At 60.6% G+C, this 21,985-nt stretch carries 21 protein-coding genes; 17 read left to right on the top strand and 4 right to left on the bottom strand.

Features of this window, described 5'->3' with window-relative positions:
* Nucleotides 1-57 precede the first annotated feature (57 nt).
* The 6 genes from ACZ1JM_RS10280 to ACZ1JM_RS10255 all read left to right on the top strand — a co-directional run bounded on the left by ACZ1JM_RS10280 (nt 58) and on the right by ACZ1JM_RS10255 (nt 6,627).
* Entirely contained in the window at nt 58-786 is a 729-nt protein-coding gene (locus ACZ1JM_RS10280) for a response regulator transcription factor (RefSeq protein ID WP_465135037.1), read from the top strand.
* Nucleotides 786-2,111, top strand: coding sequence for an ATP-binding protein (locus ACZ1JM_RS10275; RefSeq protein WP_465134710.1), 1,326 nt, complete (start codon nt 786-788; stop codon nt 2,109-2,111). Before ACZ1JM_RS10280 ends, ACZ1JM_RS10275 begins: the two co-directional genes overlap by 1 nt.
* A 129-nt stretch (nt 2,112-2,240) precedes the next feature.
* Nucleotides 2,241-2,930, top strand: a complete 690-nt coding sequence (locus ACZ1JM_RS10270) for a carbonic anhydrase (protein ID WP_465134709.1) — start codon at nt 2,241-2,243, stop codon at nt 2,928-2,930.
* Nucleotides 2,927-4,480: a SulP family inorganic anion transporter gene (locus tag ACZ1JM_RS10265; protein WP_465134708.1), complete on the top strand. Its 1,554-nt coding sequence runs from the start codon at nt 2,927-2,929 to the stop codon at nt 4,478-4,480. Before ACZ1JM_RS10270 ends, ACZ1JM_RS10265 begins: the two co-directional genes overlap by 4 nt.
* A gap of 231 nt (nt 4,481-4,711) precedes the next feature.
* On the top strand, nt 4,712-5,563 hold the full coding sequence (locus ACZ1JM_RS10260; RefSeq protein ID WP_465134707.1) for a TorF family putative porin: 852 nt from the start codon (nt 4,712-4,714) through the stop codon (nt 5,561-5,563).
* A 194-nt stretch (nt 5,564-5,757) separates the two neighbouring features.
* Nucleotides 5,758-6,627: an outer membrane protein gene (locus ACZ1JM_RS10255; protein WP_465134706.1), complete on the top strand. Its 870-nt coding sequence runs from the start codon at nt 5,758-5,760 to the stop codon at nt 6,625-6,627.
* Nucleotides 6,628-6,793: 166 nt separating this feature from the next.
* Here the strand turns inward: ACZ1JM_RS10255 and typA are convergent, their stop codons facing one another.
* Nucleotides 6,794-8,626, bottom strand: a complete 1,833-nt coding sequence (gene typA, locus ACZ1JM_RS10250) for a translational GTPase TypA (RefSeq protein WP_465134705.1) — start codon at nt 8,624-8,626, stop codon at nt 6,794-6,796.
* 298 nt (nt 8,627-8,924) lie between these two features.
* Between typA and ACZ1JM_RS10245 the strand changes: the two genes are divergently transcribed.
* Both ACZ1JM_RS10245 and ACZ1JM_RS10240 read left to right on the top strand, forming a co-directional pair.
* Nucleotides 8,925-11,648 carry a TonB-dependent receptor gene (locus ACZ1JM_RS10245; RefSeq protein WP_465134704.1) on the top strand — a complete coding sequence of 908 codons (2,724 nt, stop codon included), beginning with the start codon at nt 8,925-8,927 and terminating at the stop codon, nt 11,646-11,648.
* Nucleotides 11,649-11,811: 163 nt separating this feature from the next.
* Entirely contained in the window at nt 11,812-12,276 is a 465-nt protein-coding gene (locus ACZ1JM_RS10240; protein WP_465134703.1) for a DUF805 domain-containing protein, read from the top strand.
* Here the strand turns inward: ACZ1JM_RS10240 and ACZ1JM_RS10235 are convergent.
* Complete coding sequence (locus ACZ1JM_RS10235; RefSeq protein WP_465134702.1) at nt 12,273-14,804, bottom strand: ABC transporter permease; 2,532 nt, start codon at nt 14,802-14,804, stop codon at nt 12,273-12,275. The two genes, ACZ1JM_RS10240 and ACZ1JM_RS10235, sit on opposite strands and share 4 nt — an antisense overlap.
* Nucleotides 14,797-15,516 carry an ABC transporter ATP-binding protein gene (locus ACZ1JM_RS10230; RefSeq protein WP_465135036.1) on the bottom strand — a complete coding sequence of 240 codons (720 nt, stop codon included), beginning with the start codon at nt 15,514-15,516 and terminating at the stop codon, nt 14,797-14,799. Before ACZ1JM_RS10230 ends, ACZ1JM_RS10235 begins: the two co-directional genes overlap by 8 nt.
* Before the next feature lie 51 nt (nt 15,517-15,567).
* Here ACZ1JM_RS10230 and ACZ1JM_RS10225 point away from each other — a divergent pair, with 51 nt between their 5' ends.
* Nucleotides 15,568-16,284 carry an arylesterase gene (locus ACZ1JM_RS10225; RefSeq protein ID WP_465134701.1) on the top strand — a complete coding sequence of 239 codons (717 nt, stop codon included), beginning with the start codon at nt 15,568-15,570 and terminating at the stop codon, nt 16,282-16,284.
* Between the two features lie 31 nt (nt 16,285-16,315).
* Here the strand turns inward: ACZ1JM_RS10225 and ACZ1JM_RS10220 are convergent, their stop codons facing one another.
* Entirely contained in the window at nt 16,316-16,828 is a 513-nt protein-coding gene (locus ACZ1JM_RS10220) for a sterol desaturase family protein (RefSeq protein ID WP_465134700.1), read from the bottom strand.
* A gap of 180 nt (nt 16,829-17,008) precedes the next feature.
* Between ACZ1JM_RS10220 and ACZ1JM_RS10215 the strand changes: the two genes are divergently transcribed.
* The 8 genes from ACZ1JM_RS10215 (at nt 17,009) to ACZ1JM_RS10180 (ending at nt 21,981) form a co-directional block, all read left to right on the top strand.
* Entirely contained in the window at nt 17,009-17,380 is a 372-nt protein-coding gene (locus tag ACZ1JM_RS10215; RefSeq protein WP_465134699.1) for a hypothetical protein, read from the top strand.
* Between the two features lie 179 nt (nt 17,381-17,559).
* Nucleotides 17,560-18,999, top strand: coding sequence for a 3-isopropylmalate dehydratase large subunit (leuC, locus tag ACZ1JM_RS10210; RefSeq protein WP_465134698.1), 1,440 nt, complete (start codon nt 17,560-17,562; stop codon nt 18,997-18,999).
* 13 nt (nt 19,000-19,012) lie between these two features.
* Nucleotides 19,013-19,195 carry a hypothetical protein gene (locus ACZ1JM_RS10205; RefSeq protein ID WP_465134697.1) on the top strand — a complete coding sequence of 61 codons (183 nt, stop codon included), beginning with the start codon at nt 19,013-19,015 and terminating at the stop codon, nt 19,193-19,195.
* Nucleotides 19,195-19,794, top strand: coding sequence for a 3-isopropylmalate dehydratase small subunit (leuD, locus tag ACZ1JM_RS10200; RefSeq protein WP_465134696.1), 600 nt, complete (start codon nt 19,195-19,197; stop codon nt 19,792-19,794). The genes ACZ1JM_RS10205 and leuD overlap by 1 nt, the downstream gene beginning before the upstream one ends.
* Before the next feature lie 106 nt (nt 19,795-19,900).
* A complete protein-coding gene (locus tag ACZ1JM_RS10195; protein WP_465134695.1) occupies nt 19,901-20,218 on the top strand; it encodes a DUF1476 domain-containing protein in 318 nt (105 codons plus the stop codon).
* Between the two features lie 12 nt (nt 20,219-20,230).
* Nucleotides 20,231-20,464, top strand: coding sequence for a BolA family protein (locus tag ACZ1JM_RS10190; protein ID WP_465134694.1), 234 nt, complete (start codon nt 20,231-20,233; stop codon nt 20,462-20,464).
* Nucleotides 20,465-20,493: 29 nt separating this feature from the next.
* Complete coding sequence (gene grxD / locus ACZ1JM_RS10185; protein ID WP_465134693.1) at nt 20,494-20,823, top strand: Grx4 family monothiol glutaredoxin; 330 nt, start codon at nt 20,494-20,496, stop codon at nt 20,821-20,823.
* Between the two features lie 363 nt (nt 20,824-21,186).
* Nucleotides 21,187-21,981, top strand: coding sequence for an NUDIX hydrolase (locus ACZ1JM_RS10180; RefSeq protein WP_465134692.1), 795 nt, complete (start codon nt 21,187-21,189; stop codon nt 21,979-21,981).
* Nucleotides 21,982-21,985 lie beyond the last annotated feature (4 nt).

The raw sequence follows: 21,985 nt of genomic DNA, 5'->3' as shown, positions 1-21,985 counted from the left end.
CAGAGAAAACGCAGCATGATGACGGCCGATACCCGCTACAGCCTTTCCCAGGAAACAATGTCTACACCCTCCACTATCCTACTCGTTGAAGATGATGGCGCATTGCGGACACTTACCGCGCGTGCATTACGGCAAAGCGGATTCAACGTGTTAACGGCGGCAACGGGCGCTGAAATGTGGGTGACGCTTCGCGAAACGACCGTTCATCTCGTGGTACTGGACATCATGCTGCCTGGGACAAGCGGCTTCGATCTGTTTCGTCGCCTGCGCCGCGAAAGCGATGTGCCGATCATTTTCGTAAGTGCCCGCGGAGGAGAAGAGGATCGCGTTCTCGGCCTCGAGCTGGGCGCTGACGACTATCTTGCAAAGCCCTTCAGCACGCGCGAACTCGCTGCACGCGTCAGCGCGGTTCTGCGACGTGGAGGGGGGCTTGATTCTTCCAGCGAGCCAGCACCGGAAGCGCGTGGTCAAGACAGCATTCAGTTTGATGGCTGGCAGGTATCCATGGCCCGCCGGGAACTGCGTTCGCCAGAAGGCGCGATCGTTGATCTCACAGGCGCCGAGTTCGACTTGCTGTCGACATTTCTGGGCTACCCACAGCGAGTGCTCGGCCGCGAACGCCTGATGGAACTTTCCCGCTCACGTATCGGAGACAGTTCGGACCGAAGCATTGACGTTCTGGTCAGTCGGTTGCGCCGTAAGCTGCAAGCGGAAGGCAGTGAATCGCCGATCGTCACCGTTCGCGGAGTGGGCTATATGTTCAAGGCAGACGTGACGCGCACCTGATGGTTGGCAGGCTCGTCGCTCTATTCAGGCGAATGGGCCTGCCCGAACGGCTGCTCGCCGTCTTCATTCTGGTCATCCTGATTGAATTTGCGGCCAACAGCTTTCTGTTTGAACGGGTTAATTCGTTTCAGCTGCGCCGTGATGATGCGGAGCGGATCGCGGAAAACCTCGTGCTCGCGCATCGCACCATGGAGCATGCCGAGCCGGATGAGCGCGCCGCAGTGGCTCAGGCACTCAGTTCAGGGCGGTTTTCACTGATTTGGCTCGGGCAGGAGACCCGCCACCGGCGTAATCTTGGCTTGTCGAACTTGCGCTCGCAAGTCGTCGAGATCGAGCCCGAACTCGCATTGGCCGACCTTGAGCTTCATCTCGACGAGCTCCCGGGGCGGGGCAACATCGGCGGTTCATTTCGCTTGGAAGATCGCAGTATCGTGCGGTTCCACACGCATGCGAACGCCGCGTGGACGCTGACGATCGGCCGCGTGGCAAGCTTGGTTCTGCCGACATTGCTGCTGATCGTCATGGCGTGGCTGCTCGTTCGCGCCACGCTTCGGCCTCTGCGGAATTTGATCGGCGCCACGCGGGATCTGGGGACAGGGCCGCCCAAGCCTGTGGCTGAACATGGGCCTGACGAATTAAGGGCGCTGATCCGGGCGCTCAATGACATGCAGGCGAGAATTCACCAGTCCACCGTAGATCGAACGCAAACGATGCTGGCAATCGGGCACGACCTGAAAACGCCTTTGTCGCGGATGCGGCTAAGGCTTGATGATGATCGGATTGATCTCGAAACCAGGGAAGGGCTGAACCACGACATCGATGAAATGCGAATGCTGCTGGATTCGATCCAAGCTTACATCGAAAGCGACGGCAAATCGATAGCGCCGGAACTGATCGACATCGCGGTTATGGTCGAAACGCTTGTCGATACCGCAGCTGATCATGGCGCCGACGCCACATACGAAGGCGCCAGCAGCGTGACGATCAAGGTGCGACCCGTGCCTGTTCGACGCGCTTTGTCGAATCTGTTGGAGAACGCGATCCATTACGGTGGGCGCGCTCGTGCTACCGTGCGTCGTGAGGGCAACGTCGTCGAGATCGTGATCGACGATGATGGTCCCGGCATACCTGAAGACAGGGTGGCGGATGCGCTGCAGCCGTTCATCCGGCTCGATACCTCACGAGCGCGAGATACGGCGGGGATGGGTCTTGGGTTGCCCATCGTCAAAAAAGCGATCGAGATGGAGAAAGGGAGCCTATCCCTAGTGAACCGACCGGAAGGCGGCCTGCGTGCCACCGTGCGGCTTCCCCTCAGCCCGGTTTAGAACCCTGCTGCGCCGCAGCAAAGTTTCGTCACAATCGCGCACGACTGACGACAATCTCGATACGTAGCTCTGTTCACTAAGCGGCGGTCATTGCGCTCGCCGCAGTTGAACAGCAGAAAAGGTAATGAGATGAACGAGCTGATAGGCCGCGTCTTTAACTTTGAAAAGACGACATTTCCCGCAAGCAGCGAACTGTTTGGTAAGCTGACGAGCATCGGCCAGTCGCCGAAAGCTCTGATGATATCCTGCGCCGATTCTCGCATCGTACCCGAGCAGATCATGCAGGCACAGCCCGGCGACCTGTTCGTATGCCGAAATGCGGGCAACATAGTGCCTCCCTATTCAACGATGAATGGCGGCGTGACGTCGACCGTTGAATACGCGGTTGCCGCCTTGGGCGTGCGCGACATCATCGTCTGCGGTCACTCTGACTGCGGCGCCATGAAAGCGCTCAGCGATCCGACCGGCCTGGAAGCCATGCCGAACGTCGCCGCCTGGTTGAAGCATGGCGCGGCGGCTGAACATGTGGTCACCACGTGCCACAAGGATCTCGAGGGCAAGGAACGCGTGCGAGCGATCAGCCTCGAAAACATCATCGCCCAGATCAGCCATCTGCGGACCCACCCGTCAGTAGCAGCCGGTATCGCCCGTGGCGAAATCACCCTGCATGGCTGGTTCGTGGATATCCACGCCGGACAGGTCCTGGGCCTGAACGGTGAAACGGGTGAATTTATCCCGCTGCGTGAAGACCGTGATCTTCCGGTAGCTCTGGCTGCGCGTACGCGCATCGCCACCGAATACGCAGAAGCAGCAGAATGAGCGGTGTCGCTCCCGCCGCCAGCGCCCCCGGGGGCGAGGGGCGACCCGGCCTATTCTCGTATTTTGGCCAGGACTTCACGGCGTCGATCGTCGTGTTCCTGGTCGCGATGCCCCTCTGTATGGGCATCGCCATCGCATCAGGGGTTCCGCCGGAAAAAGGTCTGGTGACCGGAATTATCGGCGGCATTGTTGTCGGCATGCTGGCGGGATCACCGTTGCAGGTCAGCGGCCCGGCGGCAGGCCTTGCTGTTATCGTGTTCGAATTCGTTCGCGAAAACGGCCTTGAAGCGCTCGGCCCGGTGCTTCTGCTCGCGGGCGTATTGCAGCTGATCGCAGGTGTTCTCAAACTTGGTGGACTATTCAGAGCAATCAGCCCGGCGGTCGTTCATGGAATGCTCGCCGGCATTGGTGCACTGATCGTCATCGGCCAGTTTCATATTCTTTTCGATGAAAAGCCGCTTTCGAGTGGTTTGCAAAATCTAGCAGCCATGCCTACCCGCGTGCTCGGACTGGATTTCGCCGATGTCGCTTCGACTGAAATTGCGCTGGCTATCGGTGTCTTGACGATCGTCGTCATGCTCGGCTGGGAAAAACTGCGTCCGACGTCGCTTAAGCTGGTTCCCGGCGCTCTATTGGGCGTGCTGGCCGCCACTGGCGCGGCATGGATGCTCAGCCTCGATGTAGCGCGCATCCAGGTCCCCACCTCGATCACCGCCGCGTTTTCCTTGCCGACAAGCACTGCGTGGTTTGCCCCGCTGGCCAACCCGTCATTGATCGTCGCAGCAATGGCGATCGCCTTTATCGCAAGCGCTGAAACTCTCCTGTCCGCCGCGGCAGTGGATCGCATGCATGATGGCGTTCGGACGAAATACGACAAGGAACTTCGCGCTCAGGGGATCGGCAATTTCCTTTGCGGTGTGTTTGGCGCGTTGCCGATGACCGGCGTTATCGTCCGTTCGTCTGCAAACGTACAGGCCGGAGGCAAGACGCGCCTGTCCACAATCATGCACGGAACGTGGATCCTGGCATTTGTGGCGCTCCTTCCCTGGATCCTGCGAGAAGTGCCGATGACAGCGTTGGGCGGTATTCTGGTCGTCACCGGATGGCGTCTGGTCAGCCTGAAGCACGTAACCCACCTCTTCAAAGCACACGGCCCGCTGCCGGCCGCGATCTGGGCCGTGACATTCATCCTCGTGATCACGACCGACCTTCTGACCGGCGTCCTTGTTGGGCTGGCTCTTTCGGTGGTGGAACTGCTTCCGCATTACCGGCATCTGCGCCTCAAAGTGCGGGAGCATGACGATGGCGATGCAACGCGTGTCGAGCTCAATGGCGCAGCTACCTTCGTTGGGCTGACGAGGCTCAACGCCGTATTGGAACGACAGCCGGCAAACAGACCGGTGCACCTCGATCTTCAGCACGTGAACGCCATCGACCATACGACCGCTGAGACATTATCCGAATGGATCAGCAGGCGCCGCCAGAGCGGACAGAACGACCGTGTGACCGGACCGGATTTCATCCTGAAGCCGTTGCCCGTGGCCACTTGAAGCGCTTTCGCCGGGGGCCTTGCCTAAAGACCCCCGGCAGAGTGTTACCAATAAACCTCACTCGCATATGCAAAACGATAAGCAATATTCAGAAATAAAGTAGAAACAATTCAGACATAATCTCATGTTAATGGGGAGTGTCGGCAAAGAACGGATCCGCCATGCAGCGAAGATCCGATTTGTCGGCCGCAGGACGGAACATACCGAACAGTAACATGAGGGTGTTCCGCAATGAAATTCCGTGTCCTCGCCACTGCGGCCAGTTTGGCCGTCACCACTTTCTCGTTGCCTACTGTTGCCAATGCCCAGGAAGAAGCGCCGGGTGAACTCAAGGTGGCAGGTAGTGTCGCGCTAGTGTCCGACTATCGCTTTCGTGGCGTTTCACAGAGCGACAAGGAATTGGCTGTCCAGGGTGGCATATCCGTTACGCATGAAAGCGGTCTTTACATAGGCACGTGGGCGTCCAACCTTTCCGGGTGGGGCACTTTCGGCGGTTCGAACACCGAACTCGACATTTATGGTGGCTTTTCCAAGGAGGTTGCCAGCGGACTTACTGTGGACGTCGGTCTGACATGGTACATGTACCCGGGCGGTGCTTCAGAAACGGATTTCGCGGAACCTTATGTCAAAGTTTCCGGAACAATGGGCCCGGCCAAATTGCTGGCAGGTGTCGCTTACGCCCCTAAGCAGCAGGCTCTCGGGCGCTGGTATGTGGACGCAGCGTCTTACGCTACCGGCATCCCGGATGCTCCTGGCGCGAAGAGCGACAACCTTTATGTTTGGGGCGATGCCAGCACCGGCATTCCCAATACGCCGGTCAGCCTGAAAGCTCACCTTGGTTATTCCGATGGCAATTCGGGATTGGGGCCAAATGGCACCAGCGTAGCGCCAACCGGAAGCTATCTTGATTGGATGCTTGGTGCAGATCTTGCGCTGGGGCCGGTGACTCTCGGGGTGGCATATGTCGATACAGACATTTCCAAATCGAAGTCGCTATACCTTTATGACAATTTCTCCGAAGTTGGGACAGGCAAATCGATTGCCGATGCCACTGTTGTATTTTCACTGTCCGCAGCGTTTTGATTTGCTGATCCGCGCGATCCAAAAGGGTCGCGCGGATCTACTGTCGCTTTTCGTGCCTGTGTTTGAAATACCACACGTGTAAGATTTCCGAGATTGAACGGCTATTATCTGCCGAATTTCGGCAACCGACTTGATCGTTCGCCGTTCAACTTCCTGCAGGGCGCTAAGGCGCTTCTTGTATCAGGAAGGATTTTATGTCTCACAAATACCGGGCGATGTCGGTCATCGCCATTGCTGCCGCTCTTACCGCCGTTCCGTCTTTTGCTCAGGAAACAGCGGTGTCGACGCCTGAGCGCGACAGCCATTTCGATGGCCTGTACATCCAGGGTTTCGGTGGCATCTCGACCCAAGGCACGGACAAGAACGACCGCCTTCGTTTCGACACCAACGGTGACGGCAACTACAACGACACGGTCCGTCTAGCCGGAACCGAAGCTGACGCATTTTCGCCCGGCTTCTGCAGCGGCGTGGCTCGCAGCTCCACGCGTGGCGTTGGCGGATGCCGTCAGGATCGTGATGGCGCAGAATACGGTGCCCGCATCGGTTATGACCGTCGCATGGGCAACTTTGTCGTCGGCGGCCTGATCGAAGGCGCTCGTTCGGAAGCGAAGGACGCGGTTTCTGGCTACAGCACCACGCCTGCCAGCTATTCCATCCAGCGTGAAATCGACTGGTCGGCATCGGCACGTCTGCGTGCGGGTTACACCCCCAATGGCGGCGCGCTGTTCTATGCAACGGGCGGTGCCAGCTTCGCACGCATCAACCACGATTTCTCGACCACGAACGGCGTGAACTCGTTCACCGAGCGTCGTGACAAGAAGGGCGTCTGGGGTTGGCAAGCAGGCGGCGGCGCCGAGCTTATGGTCACCAACAACATGACGGTTGGCCTCGAGTACCTCTACAACCGTTACAACGACAACAAGTACAGCGTGCTTGTTGGACCGGGTACCGCCCTTCCGACCAACCCGTTCATCCGCGATACTGCAGGTGCCACCGCGATCAAGGCGAGCGACAACAAGTTCGACTACCACTCGCTGCGCGCGACGATCGGTTTCCAGTTCTGATCTAACGATCTGATACTGATAACGATATGGATCAATGACGGGAGGGCTACCGCCATCCCGTCATTTTTCAAATCGAAGCTTTCAGACAAAAAAGAGAGCGCGGAGGAATTCCTCCGCGCTCTCTTTTGCTTTTTCGCCTTCGTATGATCGAAAGTGTATTCTGCGATCAGGCGTTTTCTTTCTTGCGGCTCGCCTTTTTGCGTTCGTTCGGATCAAGGATGGCCTTGCGTAGACGGATCGACTGCGGCGTTACTTCCACCATTTCGTCGTCATCGATGTAGGCGATCGCCTGTTCCAGCGTCATGATCTTCGGCGGGGTCAGGCGGATGGCGTCGTCCTTGCCGGTCGAACGGAAGTTCGTCAGCTGCTTCGACTTCATCGGGTTGACTTCAAGATCATCAGGCTTGGCGTTTTCGCCGATCAGCATGCCTTCGTAGATCTTTTCCTGCGGCTTGATGAAGAGAATGCCACGATCTTCGAGCGAGTTGAGAGCATATCCCACTGCTTCACCGGTGCAGTTTGAGATCAGCACACCGTTGAGACGGCCTTCGATGGCGCCCTTGTGAGCGTCGTACTTTTCGAACAGGCGGTTCATGATTCCGGTGCCGCGCGTGTCGGACAGGAATTCGCCGTGATAACCGATCAGACCGCGTGACGGAGCGGAGAACGTGATGCGGGTCTTGCCGGCACCCGAGGGACGCATGTCGGTCAGCTCTGCCTTGCGGCGCTGCATCTTCTCGACGACGGTACCCGAATATTCGTCGTCCACGTCGATAACGACGGTTTCGTACGGTTCGGTGCGGCCACCCTTTTCATCGGTTGCGAAAAGAACGCGTGGGCGGCTGATGCCTAGCTCGAAGCCTTCGCGGCGCATCGTTTCGATGACGACGCCCAACTGAAGTTCGCCACGACCGGCAACTTCAAAACTGTCCTTGTCCGCTGATTCCGTGACGCGGATCGCGACGTTGGTTTCCGCTTCGCGCATTAGGCGATCGCGGATCATACGGCTCGTTACCTTGTCACCTTCACGACCAGCCAGCGGGCTGTCGTTCACCGCGAAGCGCATCGCCAGGGTCGGCGGATCGATCGGCTGCGCCTTGATCGGGACGCTGACCGACGGATCGGCGATCGTGTTCGACACGGTGGCCTTCTCAAGCCCGGCCAACGCGATGATGTCGCCAGCGCGCGCTTCTTCCACGGGCACGCGATCCAGACCACGGAAGCTGAGAACCTTGGTAGCACGGCCCACTTCAACGACCTTGCCATCGGAATCGATTGCACGGATCGGGTCGTTCACTTTCAGCGTACCCGACTGGACGCGGCCGGTAAGCACGCGGCCCATGAAGTTGTCGCGGTCAAGCAGCGTCGCCAGGAACGAGAAGGGCGCGTCAACGTCCAGCGCTGGTGCCGGGACGTGCTCTACGATCTTTTCGAAGAGCGGCGTCAGGGTTCCTTCGCGGGCGTCCGGATCGTAGCTGGCGTAACCGTTGCGGCCCGAGGCATAGAGCGTCGGGAAATCAAGCTGTTCGTCATTGGCATCGAGACTGACGAACAGGTCAAACACCTCGTCCAGCACTTCTGCGTGACGGCCATCGGGACGGTCGATCTTGTTGACGACCACGATCGGCTTCAGGCCCAGGCCAAGCGCCTTGCCGGTCACGAACTTGGTCTGCGGCATCGCGCCTTCGGAGCTGTCCACCAACAGAACCACGCCATCGACCATCGACAGAATACGCTCCACTTCCGCACCGAAGTCAGCGTGTCCGGGCGTATCGACGATATTGATGCGATAGCCATTCCACTCGATCGAGGTAGGCTTCGCGAGAATCGTGATCCCTCGCTCTTTTTCCAGATCGTTCGAGTCCATCGCCCGCTCTTCGATCCGCTGGTTGTCGCGGAACGTGCCGGACTGGCGGAAAAGCTGGTCGACCAGCGTGGTCTTGCCATGGTCGACGTGCGCGATGATCGCGATGTTGCGCAAGGGAAGCGGGGCGGACATTATGGGTCTTCTTTCGAAAGGAGGGTAGCGTCGCGCATGTGCGTGCTGCACTGCAAAATTTGCGCGCCCTTACCGCACATGAGCAAATTCAGCAAGGGCGGTGTGGCACGGCTTATGCCGCCACGGACGGTCACAATCAGCAGTTGTGGCGACAATACCACAAATCTCTGAATTGTATCACGATCTCCCGCGCCCGAATTGTCGAGCGTCGGGTTCGCTCGTAAACCTTTGAATAGAGAGCGGCTCAACCGACGAATGGGTATGCGTCGTGTGCTGCCAGACAGGACAGGGGGATCCGATGAAAGGTATCGCGCACGCCACGGTTTCGCGTTTCGCTAAAGCTCTGATTGCGGTCGATGGTTCGGTGCTGGGCAAGGCGGGTCTGCTTGCCGGTGTTGCGCTGACCGGGATCTGCTCGACACCGGCTTTGGCCCAGCAGGACAACGCTCAGGGTGACAGCCAGCCGATCGACACCATCATCGTCACGGCCACCAAGCGTGAGCAGACACTGCAGGACGTTCCCGTTGCGGTCACAGTCACCTCCGGCGCCACCTTGGAGCGCGCCCAGATCCGCGATCTCAAGGATCTGCAATCGGTAGTGCCGTCGCTCCGCGTGAACCAGCTGCAGTCCAGCGCCAATACCAACTTCTATATCCGCGGCTTCGGCAATGGCGCCAACAACGCGGGGATCGAGCCGTCGGTGGGACTGTTCATCGATGGCGTCTATCGGTCGCGTTCTGCGTCGATGATCGCCGACTTCCCGGACGTCGAGCGCATCGAAGTCCTGCGCGGACCGCAATCCACTCTGTTCGGCAAGAACGCCTCGGCGGGCGTGATCTCGATCGTTACGCGCAAGCCTCAGTTCGAATTCGGCGGCAACGTGGAAGCGAGCTATGGCAACTATGATGCAGTCGTCGTCAAGGGAGTGGTCACCGGACCGCTAAGCGAAAACGTTGCGTTCAGTCTTGCTGGCGGATTGAACAAGCGCGATGGAATTGTGCGCGATCTGGCGACCGGTGAGCGGACGAACGAGCGCGATCGCTGGTTTGCGCGCGGTCAAATGCTGTTCGACAATCACGACGGGTTGGAAGTTCGCCTGATCGGTGATTACAGCAAGATCGACGAGAATTGCTGTGCGGTGGTGAATCTGCGGCAGGCGGCCCCGACGGCAGCGATCTTCGCATTGGGCGGCGCGGTTAACCGGCCGGACCAGAAGTACGACAACATCGTCTACAACAATTTCCAGTCCTCGAACCGCATCGAGAACTGGGGGGCTTCGGGTCAGATCGATTATGATCTGGGCGGGACAAAGCTGACGTCCATCACGTCCTATCGTCGCACGAATGCGCTGACCGATCAGGACTCCGATTTCTCCAGCACCGATCTGCTGGGCCGCAATTACCAGGATCTGAGGATCAAGACGTTTACCCAGGAACTGCGCGCCAATTTCGAGATTGGCGAGCGCATTACCGGCCTGATCGGCGGCTATTATTTCAACGAAAAGATCGACCAGAACAACGAAGTTTTCTGGGGTCGGGATGCCCGCAACTACGCTGATCTGCTCGTCCGCAACCTTTCCGGCGGCGCGCTGAGCGTCCCGGCGCTTGAGGCAGCATTCGGTGGATCGGAAGCGGCTGCTGCCGGAAACCCGGCGCTTGCCGGCCGCTATGTAGGTCAGTTTTTCCGCGCTGGAACCGGCCTGACCGAAGCGTACAAGCTGAAGAACGAGGCGTACTCGATTTTCGGCCAGTTGGACTTCGAAGTGGCACCGGGCCTCATCGTAACGGGTGGGCTGAACTACACGCACGACAAGAAGCGCTTCGCGACCGCGACCACATCGAACGATACCTTTGCCGCGATCAATTTTGACGATCCGCGCTATTCGGCGTTTCGGCAGCAGCTGTTGCTGGGCGGTGCGCTGCGGTCGGTCGGGGTCGATCCGACGAACACCGCTCAGGTGCTGGCGTTCGCTTCCAGCCCGGGGACGGCGCCCGTATACCGCCAGCTGGTCGCTTTCGCGAATGGCAATGCGAATAACCCGACCGCCAATCCGCTCAACCCGTTGCGCGCGCTGCAGTATTTCCCGCCGTTCATGAACGTGCCCAACACGGTGGAGCCTGGGCGTATCAGCGATGGCGATTTCAGCTACACCGCCCGCGTTGCGTGGGACGTCAGCCCGGCCATCAATCTCTATGCTGCATGGGCGACGGGGTACAAGGCCGCGTCCATCAACCTGTCGCGTGACAGCCGCCCGACACCGGCTGATCTCGTAGCTCTGCGCGCCCAGGGCCTTGCGGTTACCAATCTTACGGCCGGCAGTCGCTTCGCAGATGCTGAGAACTCGACGGTCTACGAGTTTGGTTTCAAAGGAAATTGGGGCATCGTTTCCGCCAACGTCGCGGTGTTCAAGCAGATCATCAAGAACTTCCAGTCCAACATCTTCACCGGATCGGGGTTCTTTCTGGCCAACGCGGGCAAGCAGTCTGCGTTTGGGATAGAGTTCGAAGGGTCGGCCAAGCCTATCGATCCACTGACCCTGACGATGGCGTGGACGTACCTCAATCCCAAGTACGACCGGTTCCAGTTGTCGGCGTTCGGTGATCTGTCCGGGACGACACCGGCGGGCGTTTCACCGCTTTCGGTCACTTTCGGGGCCGAATTCGTCCAGCCGATCGGTTCACGTGGGGATCGGTTGATCCTGCGCGGTGACTATCATTACGAAGCGCAGTTCAGTCTTGTCGAAGGCTTGCCGGGTCTGGTCGTTCGCAACGGGGCGGGCACCGTAACCAGCGTGGCTGCCGCGCTGGCTGCTGCGCGAGAGTTCCAGCAGGATATCAACGATGTGAACGCCTCTGCCACGTATGCCATGGCCAATGGCCTTGAGCTGTCGGTGTGGGGACGCAACTTGCTGAACGACCGAACCATCCTGCAGATCTTCGACAGTCCTGCGCAGCCCGGTTCGATTTCCGGCTACCCGAACCAGCCGCGCACGTACGGTGTGGCGGCCCGGTACCGGTTCTGAGCATCAGCACCTGGTCTATGTTCTCATCCCCTTGCCGTTCATCCTGAGCGCAGGGGCATGAGGCCTCCACCCGCCGCATGACGTCTAGGATATTGCTCACGAGTGGTTTGCGCCTATAGTTCAGGCCGTTAGCGCCCGACGCTGGCGTGAACAGGGGAACGATATGCTCAACTACATGCTAATGCCGTTTCGTCGATATGCCGATTTCAAGGGGCGATCCCGCCGCCTGGAGTTCTGGGCGTTCAGCCTTCTGAACGTCATCGTTTACAGCATCATCGCCTTGATTGCCGTGGCGATGGGCATGTCACTGAGCACTCTGACGAACCTAGAGCCGGGATCTGCAGGCTCGGCCGCGCTGGGCGGCGGCGTGATGGTGCTTTTCGGGCTTGGCGGCCTCTACATGCTCGCATCGATCCTCCCGAGCATCGCCGTGACCGTGCGCCGCTTTCACGACCGGGACATGAGCGGATGGTGGTATCTGGGTCTGGTCGTTCTGGGCTTCATCCCGCTGGTCGGTTTCATCGCCAGTATCGCGTTGCTGGTGATCACGCTTCTGCCGGGCACGCCGGGCCACAACCGTTTCGGCTCCGATCCGAAAGACCCGACAAACGCGGAAATTTTTGCCTAGAGTTCTCGTAAAGCAGGAGCCGGTTTCGCCCGCAGCAGCGGCAGCGAACCGGCGAGTGCAAAGCCGAGGATCAGCGCCAATCCGCTGAACAGCACCGCCAGAATGCGCGGCCAGTCCGGCATCCAGTCGAATTCGAACAGTTTGACGATCACTGCCCAGGCCATCGCGCTGCCAGCAGCAAGGGCGATGGCTGCCAGAACGGCGGCGATCAGTCCATATTCCGCCATCTGAAGGATCAACAACTGGCGCCGGCTTGCGCCAAGGACGCGCAGGATGACCGTATCGTAGGTGCGCGCCGCGCGGGCCGCAGCGATCGCGCCCAGCAATACTGCCAGACCCGCCAGCACCGTGACCGACGCCGCTGCCAGGATTGCCACCGACATTTGATCGAGCAAGCCACGCGCGTCACGTAGCAGGGTGCCGGTTTCAATAACCGAACTGGAAGGAAACGCCCGCACTAACCGGGACAGCAAGCCCGCTGTCGACGTGTTTGGCGGAACTTCGATCGTGGCCGCCAGATTGTGGGGCGCGTCTGCCAGCGAACTTGGCGAGAAGACCAGGACGTAATTGAACCCCAGCGAATCCCAGTCGATCCGGCGCAGGGCAGCGACGCGCGCCGTCCGCTCGACGCCCAGCACGTTCACGGTAATGTAGTCACCCACGTGCAGGTCGATCGCTTCGGCCAGCTTCTCGTCGAGCGATACCAGGGGTTCGGGCGTGTCTATCTCCGGCCACCATTGCCCGGCTGTGACGGTACTGCCTTCCGGCACGCCGACCGAATACGTCAGCCCCCGCTCGCCACGCAGCGCCCATGCGCCATCGGGCAGATCCTTGCCCAGGCTGGACACCTTGGTCATGCGGTCCTTCGGGCCGAAGGCGATGATGCGCCCGCGCAGATTGGGCACAAGCTTCAGCTTCGCGCCGGGCACGGACTGCTGAACGGTATCGCGGAACTCGACGGCCTTTGCCCGGGGTACGTCCAGCACGAAAAAGTCGGGCGCGCGTTCGGGCACGGAACGGCGGATGTTGGCTTCCAGGCTGGTCTGTACCGCCGCGATCAGGACAAAGGCGGAAAGGCCGAAGCCCAGAGCCGTCACCAGCGCGCCGGTTTGCGAACCCGGTCGATGCAGGTTGGCAAGGCCCGCGCGCAGCATCGGACCGCGTGGACGCGGCAACCGGGCCGCCCCCTTGCGGATGCCAATGCCGATCAACGCCAGCAGACCCAGCATCGCCGCCGATCCAGCCAGAAATCCCAGCGTGACCAGAGGCTGGGCCGCATTCACCAAGGCGAGCGCCACTATGGCGGCCAGCCCGATCCCCACCGGCACTGCCACTGCCTTGCGGTCTGTGGCAAGCGGCATAACCCGTGCTCGCATTAGGGCCATAGCCGGCCATCCGCGTGCCCGAACGAGCGGAGGAGCGGCGAAAATCAATGCCACGAGCAAGCCGTAGGCCGCTGCTGTCGCCAGCGCAGTGGGAGATACGGCCAGACCCGTGCCAACCGGCAGAAGGCTTTGCAGCGCGGATGCCAGCAGCGGTGTGATCAATACACCGGCGGCAAGTCCTGCAAGGCTGCCCGCGATTGCTGCTGCGCCGATTTGCAGTAGGTAGATGCGCGCGATGTCGCCGCTCGTCGCCCCTAGAACTTTCAAGGTGGCGATCGAGGTGCGGCGCGCTTCCAGATACGACGATACGCCGCCGCCGATGCCGATCCCGGCGATGATGAGCGCCGCCAGCCCCACCAGCACCAGAAATTCGCCCATCCGGGTGACGAAACGCCCCGTCGATGGAGATGCGGCCTTGCGGGTACGGGTTTCGAAAGCACCGTCGCCGAATTGCTCTTTCAGCCGGTCGATCACCGGTTCGGGATCGCGCGCCGGATCGGCGAACCGCACCCGGGCAACGCTACGATACATGGCGCCGGGTGTGGTGAGACCGGCGCGGGTCGGTAGGTCGACCGGGACGATTGCCGTGTCGCCCAGCGCGAAGCCTTCGCTCATCTGTTCCGGGTCGGCGCTGATGATGCCGCCCACGATCACCGGCACACCGCCGATGTTGATGCGTGTGCCTTTGGCCGCACCAAGCCGTGCGGCAGTGCCTTTGGCAATCCAGGCGGTGTTGGCAGGAGGCGCCCCGACGCGCCTTCCGTCGATCAGTTCGAGCTTGCCGTAAAGTGGCCAGGCATCGTCCACCGATTTGAGAGCCACGGGCGCGCTGGCGTCGCCACGGCTGGCGATCGCCTGCATGCGCAACCCTTGCGATACGCTGCCCAGCTTGCCGAGCGCCGCCTGTTCGGGTGCGGCGAGGGGGCGCTGCCATACTCGTAATTCAATGTCGCCGCCCAGGATCTCCCGCCCGCGAGCGCCCAGTTCGGTCTCGATCGACCCGGTGAGCGTTCCGATCGCGGCAATCGCGCCCACACCCAGAAAGAGACAGACGAGCAGAAGCCTCAGGCCCCTGAACCGCGCCGACAGGTCACGACGGGCGATGGTCCAGGCGGTGCGCCAGCGAAGCGCGCTCTCAGTCAAGGGTGTCGCTCGCGATCCGGCCGTCGGCCAGTGTCACGATGCGCTCGCAGCGCTGGGCAAGGTTTTCGTCATGAGTGATGATCAACAGGGTTGCTCCTGCTTCTGCGCGGCGGGCAAAGAGCAGATCGACGATGGAGGCGCCAGTTGCCGCATCGAGGTTGCCGGTCGGCTCGTCGGCAAAAACCAGCGCCGGCTGCGGTGCCAATGCCCTGGCGATCGCAACCCGCTGCTGTTCGCCGCCGGAAAGCTGCGCCGGATAGTGATGCAACCGGTGCCCCAGTCCCACCGACTGCAGTTCGGCCGCCGCTCTTTCGTGGGCATTCGGCATCCCAGCCAATTCCATCGGCGTCGCCACATTTTCCAGCGCGGTCATAGTCGGCAAAAGATGAAACGCCTGCAGTACCACGCCGATCCGACCTCGCCGTGCCCGGGCAAGGGCATCTTCGCCCATGCCGGAAAAGTCTTGTCCGGCAACCTGGAGCGAACCGTGGCTGGCGCGCTCAAGACCGCACAGGACGGCCATCAGCGATGACTTTCCCGAACCGGACGGCCCCAGCAGCGCCAGGGTCTGGCCTTTCGGCACGACGAGGTCGATGCCCTTCAGGATCTCGACTGCACTCTCCTGCGAACCCAGCGTCAGCCGCAAGTCCTTTGCAATAATGGTGGAATCAGGGGCGGCGGGGGAGTGGGCAGGGCTTGTCACGCTGCCCATATGGGATAGCACCAGGCGGTCCGACAAGTCGGGCACCAAAAGGAGTTTGCCTTGCGTCCCGTTCCAGCCTCGCTGATCCCCCCGATATTCGCTCTATCCATACTGGCTCTCAGCGGGTGTGACAAAGCATCGACCCCAGCGCCGCAGGCGAGCGAAAGCACGCTCGATGCGCCGCCGCAGATCCCCGTCATGGGGCCGGAGCGCACAATTCTGGCGTTCGGGGATTCGCTGCTCGCCGGGTACGGTCTGGAGGATGGCGAAAGCTATCCGGACCGCCTTGAACAGGCGCTGCGGGCACGTGGGGTCAACGCGAGGATCGCCAACGCCGGGGTATCTGGAGATACGACGGCGGCGGCCTTGCAACGGCTGAACTTCACGCTGAAAAGCCAAAGCAGGAAGCCTGAACTCGTCATCATCAGTCTGGGCGGCAACGACATGCTCCGGTCTTTGCCTCCTGCGGAGACGCGGAAGAATCTCGAGGCGATCATGGACCGTCTCAAGGAAGATAAAATTCCCGTCGTCCTGCTGGGAATGTTGGCCGCGCCAAACCTAGGGCCTGACTTCGCCAAGGGCTTCAATCCGATCTACCCGCAACTAGCCGAAAAGTATGGCGCGGTGCTGGTGCCCTTCTTTCTCCAGCCGGTCATCGACAAGCCCGACCTGATGCAGGGGGACCATGTTCATCCGACCGCATTGGGAATCGATGCCATCGTCGCCGCGACGGTAGACGATGTTCAGGACGCTTTACCCAAGGTGCCGCGCAGCTAGTCCGCGCTTTTCTTCCTATCCGGCGCCCAAGTCAGTCGGCATCGCGAAGCACGGCGATGCCGCTTGCCTTTTGTTCTCGCAGCTCGCGCTTCAGGGTCGCGGGATCGCGGGCAATCACGAAGCCGAAACTGACCCCGCCTTCCTTGCCGATCGTCGCGTGATGCAACTTGTGGGCCTGGACCAGGCGCTTCGCATAACCGCGCTTGGGCACCCAGCGGAAATAGCGCTGATGCACCAGGCCATCGTGGACCAGCGTGTAGATGACGCCGTAAATCAGCACGCCAACTCCGATCCACGTCCCCGGCTCCCAAGCGGAAGTGCCCATGACCAAAGGCGATCCAACCGCAAACATACCGATGCTGATCGCCGCACCGACGATGGCAAAAAGGTCGTTCTTCTCCAGCAAATTGTCATGCGGTTCGTGGTGGTCACGATGCCAGGCCCAGCCGAAACCATGCATGATGTACTTGTGGCTGGACCACGCGACGAACTCCATCGCGGCGACGGTCAACAGGATGACGATGGTTATGGCGGTTACGGACATTGCGGCTTCTTATAGCAGCCTGTCGGCATCTTGCGACAATCTCTTACAATGCCGGACATCTGTGCGACGGGTCATATCGCTGGCGTTCATTTTCAGGGGCCTAGTTATGAATGTAACGGAAGCGAGGCAACCAACTACCGGACTTCCGATTTCGCCATTCTTAACTCAGGAGTATCACTCATGCGCAAGTTCACCAAGCTCGTTGCTCCCGCTCTCGTGGCCGTTCTCGGTGTTGCAGCCATCGCGCCCGCTGTTGCGGAAGCTGCTCCCCGCCATGATGCTGCTCGTTATACCCCCAATCGGGACAATCGCGTTCGTGCCGACATCAACGGCCTTCGCGCCCAAATCGATCGCGCTGCCGCTCGCCGCGCCATCTCGCAGCGTGAAGCTACCGGACTTCGTCGCGAAGCTGCCGAGGTACAGCGCATGTACGCACGCTATGCCCGTGGCGGCCTGACCGGTCAGGAAACCCGGGCGCTGCAGCAGCGGGTGGAACGTGTTCACACGGCCTTGCGCGCCGAACGCCGCGATAACGATCGCCGCCGCGGATAACATACGTGAGAGGGGCGCCGGGTTGACCTCGGCGCCCCTTTTTACGTCTTGTATGAGCACATGGCCGCAACGAAGCATCAATCCGCGGCCGGCGAACGCAATGAAACTCTATCCGATCAGCAATCGTGCGATTGTTCGGACTTGAATTGCCAAAACGCGGGGCCTAATCGGCAGTCATCATGACAAGCACACCGCGCACTCTCTACCAGAAAATCTGGGACGCCCACGTCGTCGATCAACGCGATGACGGCACTTGCCTCGTCTATATCGACCGGCATCTCGTCCATGAAGTAACGAGCCCGCAGGCTTTCGAAAGCCTTCGCGCTGCCGGGCGGCCGGTGCGGCGCCCAGACCTTACGCTCGCGGTTCCCGACCATAACCTTCCCACGACGGCGCGGCGCGATGCGAACGGCAATCGCGTGCCTATCGCGGACCGTGACAGTGCGCAGCAGCTGGATATGCTGGAAAAAAACGCGCCGGCTTTCGGTATCCGCTACATCGGCGACGCTGATCGCGAGCAGGGCATCGTTCACGTTGTTGGCCCGGAGCAGGGGTTCTCGCTCCCCGGCGCTACGATCGTGTGCGGTGATAGCCACACGGCCTGCCATGGCGGCATCGGCGCTTTGGCATTCGGCATCGGCACCAGCGAAGTGGAGCACGTGCTGGCCACCCAGACGCTGCTGCTCAAGCAATCCAAGACGCTTGAAGTGCGTGTTGAGGGCAAGCTCGGCATCGGCGTCAGCCCTAAGGACGTGATCCTGCACGTCATCGGCGTCATCGGCACGGCCGGTGGCACTGGTCATGTGATCGAGTATCGCGGCAACGTCTTCCGGGAAATGTCCATCGAAGGACGCCTGACCGTTTGCAACATGTCGATCGAGGCGGGCGCCCGCGCTGGCCTGATCGCGCCGGATGGCACGACGTTCGAGTATCTGAAAGGTCGCCCCTACACCCCGACCGGGGATGACTGGGACAAGGCCTTGGCCTGGTGGAAAAGCCTTGCCACCGATGATGGCGCGACGTTCGACAAATCGGTGTCGATCCGGGCGGAAGACATCCAGCCGACCGTCACCTGGGGGACCAGCCCGGAAGACACGTCGGCGATCGGCGGCGTAGTCCCTGCGCCCGAGGATTTCGCTGACGCGTCGAAGCGCGATGCGGTGAAAGGCAGTCTGGACTACATGGGGCTGGCCCCCGGCACCAAGCTGACCGACGTCGAAGTGCAGAACGTCTTCATCGGCAGCTGCACCAACAGCCGCATCGAGGATATTCGTGCCGCGGCCGAAGTGCTCAAGGGCCGCCACAAGGCTCCGGGCGTCAAGTGGGCGATCGTCGTTCCGGGTTCCGGTCTGGTCAAGGAACAGGCGGAGGCCGAAGGGCTGGACCGCATCATCATTGATGCCGGGCTCGAATGGCGCGAGCCGGGCTGTTCGGCCTGCCTCGGCATGAATCCCGACAAGGTTCCTTCGGGCGAACGGTGCGCATCGACCAGCAACCGCAACTTCGTCGGAAGGCAGGGGCCGGGCGCGCGGACACACCTGATGAGCCCGGCAATGGCGGCGGCTGTCGCGGTGACCGGCCGCCTGACCGACGTGCGCGACCTCGCTCCCGCGACGTGATAGGATAGACACCATGTCTGACGATTCTGAAAATTCGCTGGCCGGGAAGGCCGTTATCGCAGCAGGTGCGGCCATCGGTTCGGCAGCCATCGCGGCGGCCGTCATGTTCGTGAAGCGTCGCAACGATCGCAAGACGCGTGACGCCGAACCGCCCAAGACCGGCACCGCGCCGCGCTATCCGATCGAGACTGACTGATGAAGGCAATCAAGCACGTCGCCGGGAAGGCGATCCCGTTCGGCCGCAAGAATGTCGACACTGACGTCATCATTGCGGCTCAGTGGCTCAAGACCGTAACGCGCGAAGGCCTGGGGCAGGGTGCCTTCGAATCCGTCAAGGCGGAGCCAGGCAACGTGTTTACCGACGAACGGTGGGCAGGCGCGCCGGTTCTGATCGCGGGCGATAACTTCGGCTGCGGTTCCAGCCGGGAGCATGCGGCATGGGCGCTGCTCGACATGGGCGTGACCTGTGTGATTGCGCCCAGTTTCTCCGACATCTTCTCGGGCAACGCTTTCAAGAACGGCATCCTGACGGTAGCGCTTCCGCAGGCCGCGATCGACCGGCTGATGGAAGTGGCGCAGGACCAACCCGTCGATATCGATCTTGAAACCCAGACAGTGACGACCCCTTTCCAGGATCGTTTCACGTTCGAAATCGATCCGTTCCGCAAGCATTGCCTGATGAACGGTCTTGATGAAGTGGGTCTGACGATGGCGCAGGGCGATGCGATCGCCAAGCACGAACAGGCCACCCGCACATCGCTGCCTTTCCTCGCGAAAACTCTCGTCGCCGCCTGATCTTTCGTTTCAGGCTTTGGAATGCGACAGGTTTGGCGAATCGGGATTGCCCCGGCTCGTGCCGTTCCCTATCGCCGATCTGAAGCAAACAGATCGAGGTTGTCCGATGACGAGTTTCCAGGATCGCGAACGCGCCGAAGAAGCAAAGTTCGCGCACGACGCCGATACGCTGTTCAGGGTCCAGGCCCGTCGCAACCGCCTCGTCGGTGAATGGGCGGCGGAGCGCATGAAGCTTTCGCAGGCCGAAACCGATGCTTACGCCAAGTCGGTCGTTCAGGCCGATTTCGAGGAAGCGGGTGACGAAGACGTGATCCGCAAGCTGCTGGGCGATCTGACCGCTGCGGGCGTCGACACGACCGAGTCCGAAGTGCGCGCCGCACTGGAAACCAAGCAAGTCGAAGCCCGCCGCGCGTTTCTGGGCTGACGGAGAAATATCATGGCGATGTCCGCCCAGGAAATCGAAACGCTGATCCGCGCGGCATTGCCGGATGCGGACGTTACCATCACTGATCTTGCCGGCGACGGTGATCATTACTCGGCGCACGTCATCTCTGCTGCATTTGCCGGGAAGCCACGCGTGGCGCAGCATAAACTGGTCTACGAAGCATTGGGTGGCCGCATGGGCGGCGTGCTCCATGCCTTGCAACTCACCACCGCCGTCCCCAACTGACGTCGCATACAGCTAGAGGTTTTTCCGAAATGTCCGACGTCAACGCCCGTATCGGCGAAATCGTGAACAGTAACGATGTGGTCCTTTTCATGAAGGGCACGCCGCTGTTTCCCCAGTGTGGTTTTTCCAGCCGCGCGATCGCGATCCTGGAGCATCTGGCGGTGCCCTATGAAACGGTGGACGTCCTGCAGGACATGGAAATCCGTCAGGGCATCAAGACGTTCTCCGAATGGCCCACCATCCCGCAGCTTTACATCAAGGGTGAGTTCGTTGGCGGCAGCGATATCATGATGGAAATGTACGAAGCGGGAGAGTTGCATCAGCTCGTCGCGGAAGCTGGCATCGCGGCTCAGGGCTGAGGCTAAACATCCTCGACCATTTGAGGCCCGGGTGCAAACGCCCGGGCTTTTTGCGTTGGGGCGAAATCCGACGCCCATGTTACTGGGCCACCAATAATTCGGGCTACCTATGCTTTGGGGATATGCCTGCTCGGGGAGGCGGGGCCGGGAGACTGATCGGCCCCGCCTCTATCGAGACTGCTTTGGGGTACGCTATCATATAAGCATGAGCCGTGCCAAAGTCCATAAATGGCGCAAAACCGTGCTGTTGCAGTCATCGGTTCAGGTCCGCCCTGCCTCTGCTGTAAAATGGCCCGACACTTCCGGCTGTCGACAGCGCTAATTTCGCTTGCTGGTCGGCGATCGGCGGGGGAGAAAGTAGGTATGATACGCATACCCCCCTCCGATCAGCCAATGCATTGCGATGACCGCATCATTATTCCCGCAGCCACCGTCATCATCTTTCGACATTCACGTACCAGTGGCGCGCCTGAACTGCTGATGGTGCAGCGGTCTGACGAAATGCGGTTTGCCGGTGGCGCAGCGGTGTTCCCGGGGGGCTGCGTGGATCCTGCAGATCATGAACTGGCGCGACGTATCCTTCCGGACGACCCGCCGGAAATGGGAGCAGCGCGTATCGCCGCCATTCGGGAGACTCTCGAAGAGACAGGCCTTATGGTCGCCACGCGCCATCCGATCGCCGCAGACGAGGTCGCCGGCGCGCGCAAGCTGCTGCTTGCAACCGGCAGGCTGGATACGGTCATCGATCACTATGGCTGGGAATTGACCCCGGCGGACCTGAAGCTGTTTGCCCATTGGTGTCCGCTGATGAAAAGGGCTTTCGATACGCGCTTTTTTATCACCGACGTGGGTACAGGGGCTGTCGACATAGAGGTGGACGCAACGGAAAATACCCACCTGTTCTGGGCTAGCGCTGTCGAAGCGCTAGGAATGGCGGAGCGGGGTGAAATCTCGGTCATCTTTCCGACGCTACGCAATCTGGAGCGGTTGGCGCAATTTGAAGCCTATGATGCCGCTGTGTCGGATATCGCGGCCCATCCGGTGGAGCGGATCATCCCGACGATCGAGGATCGTGACGACGGTCAATGGTTGGTGATCGAGGAGCATCACGGGTATCCCGTCTGCAGCCAGAACATGGCTTCGGCTCGCAGGGGGTGATGTC

This window comes from Novosphingobium sp. BL-S-24 (genome assembly GCF_055521575.1).
The sequence above is the reverse complement of the archived record's forward strand: the minus strand, read 5'-3'. Positions and strand labels throughout refer to the sequence as shown.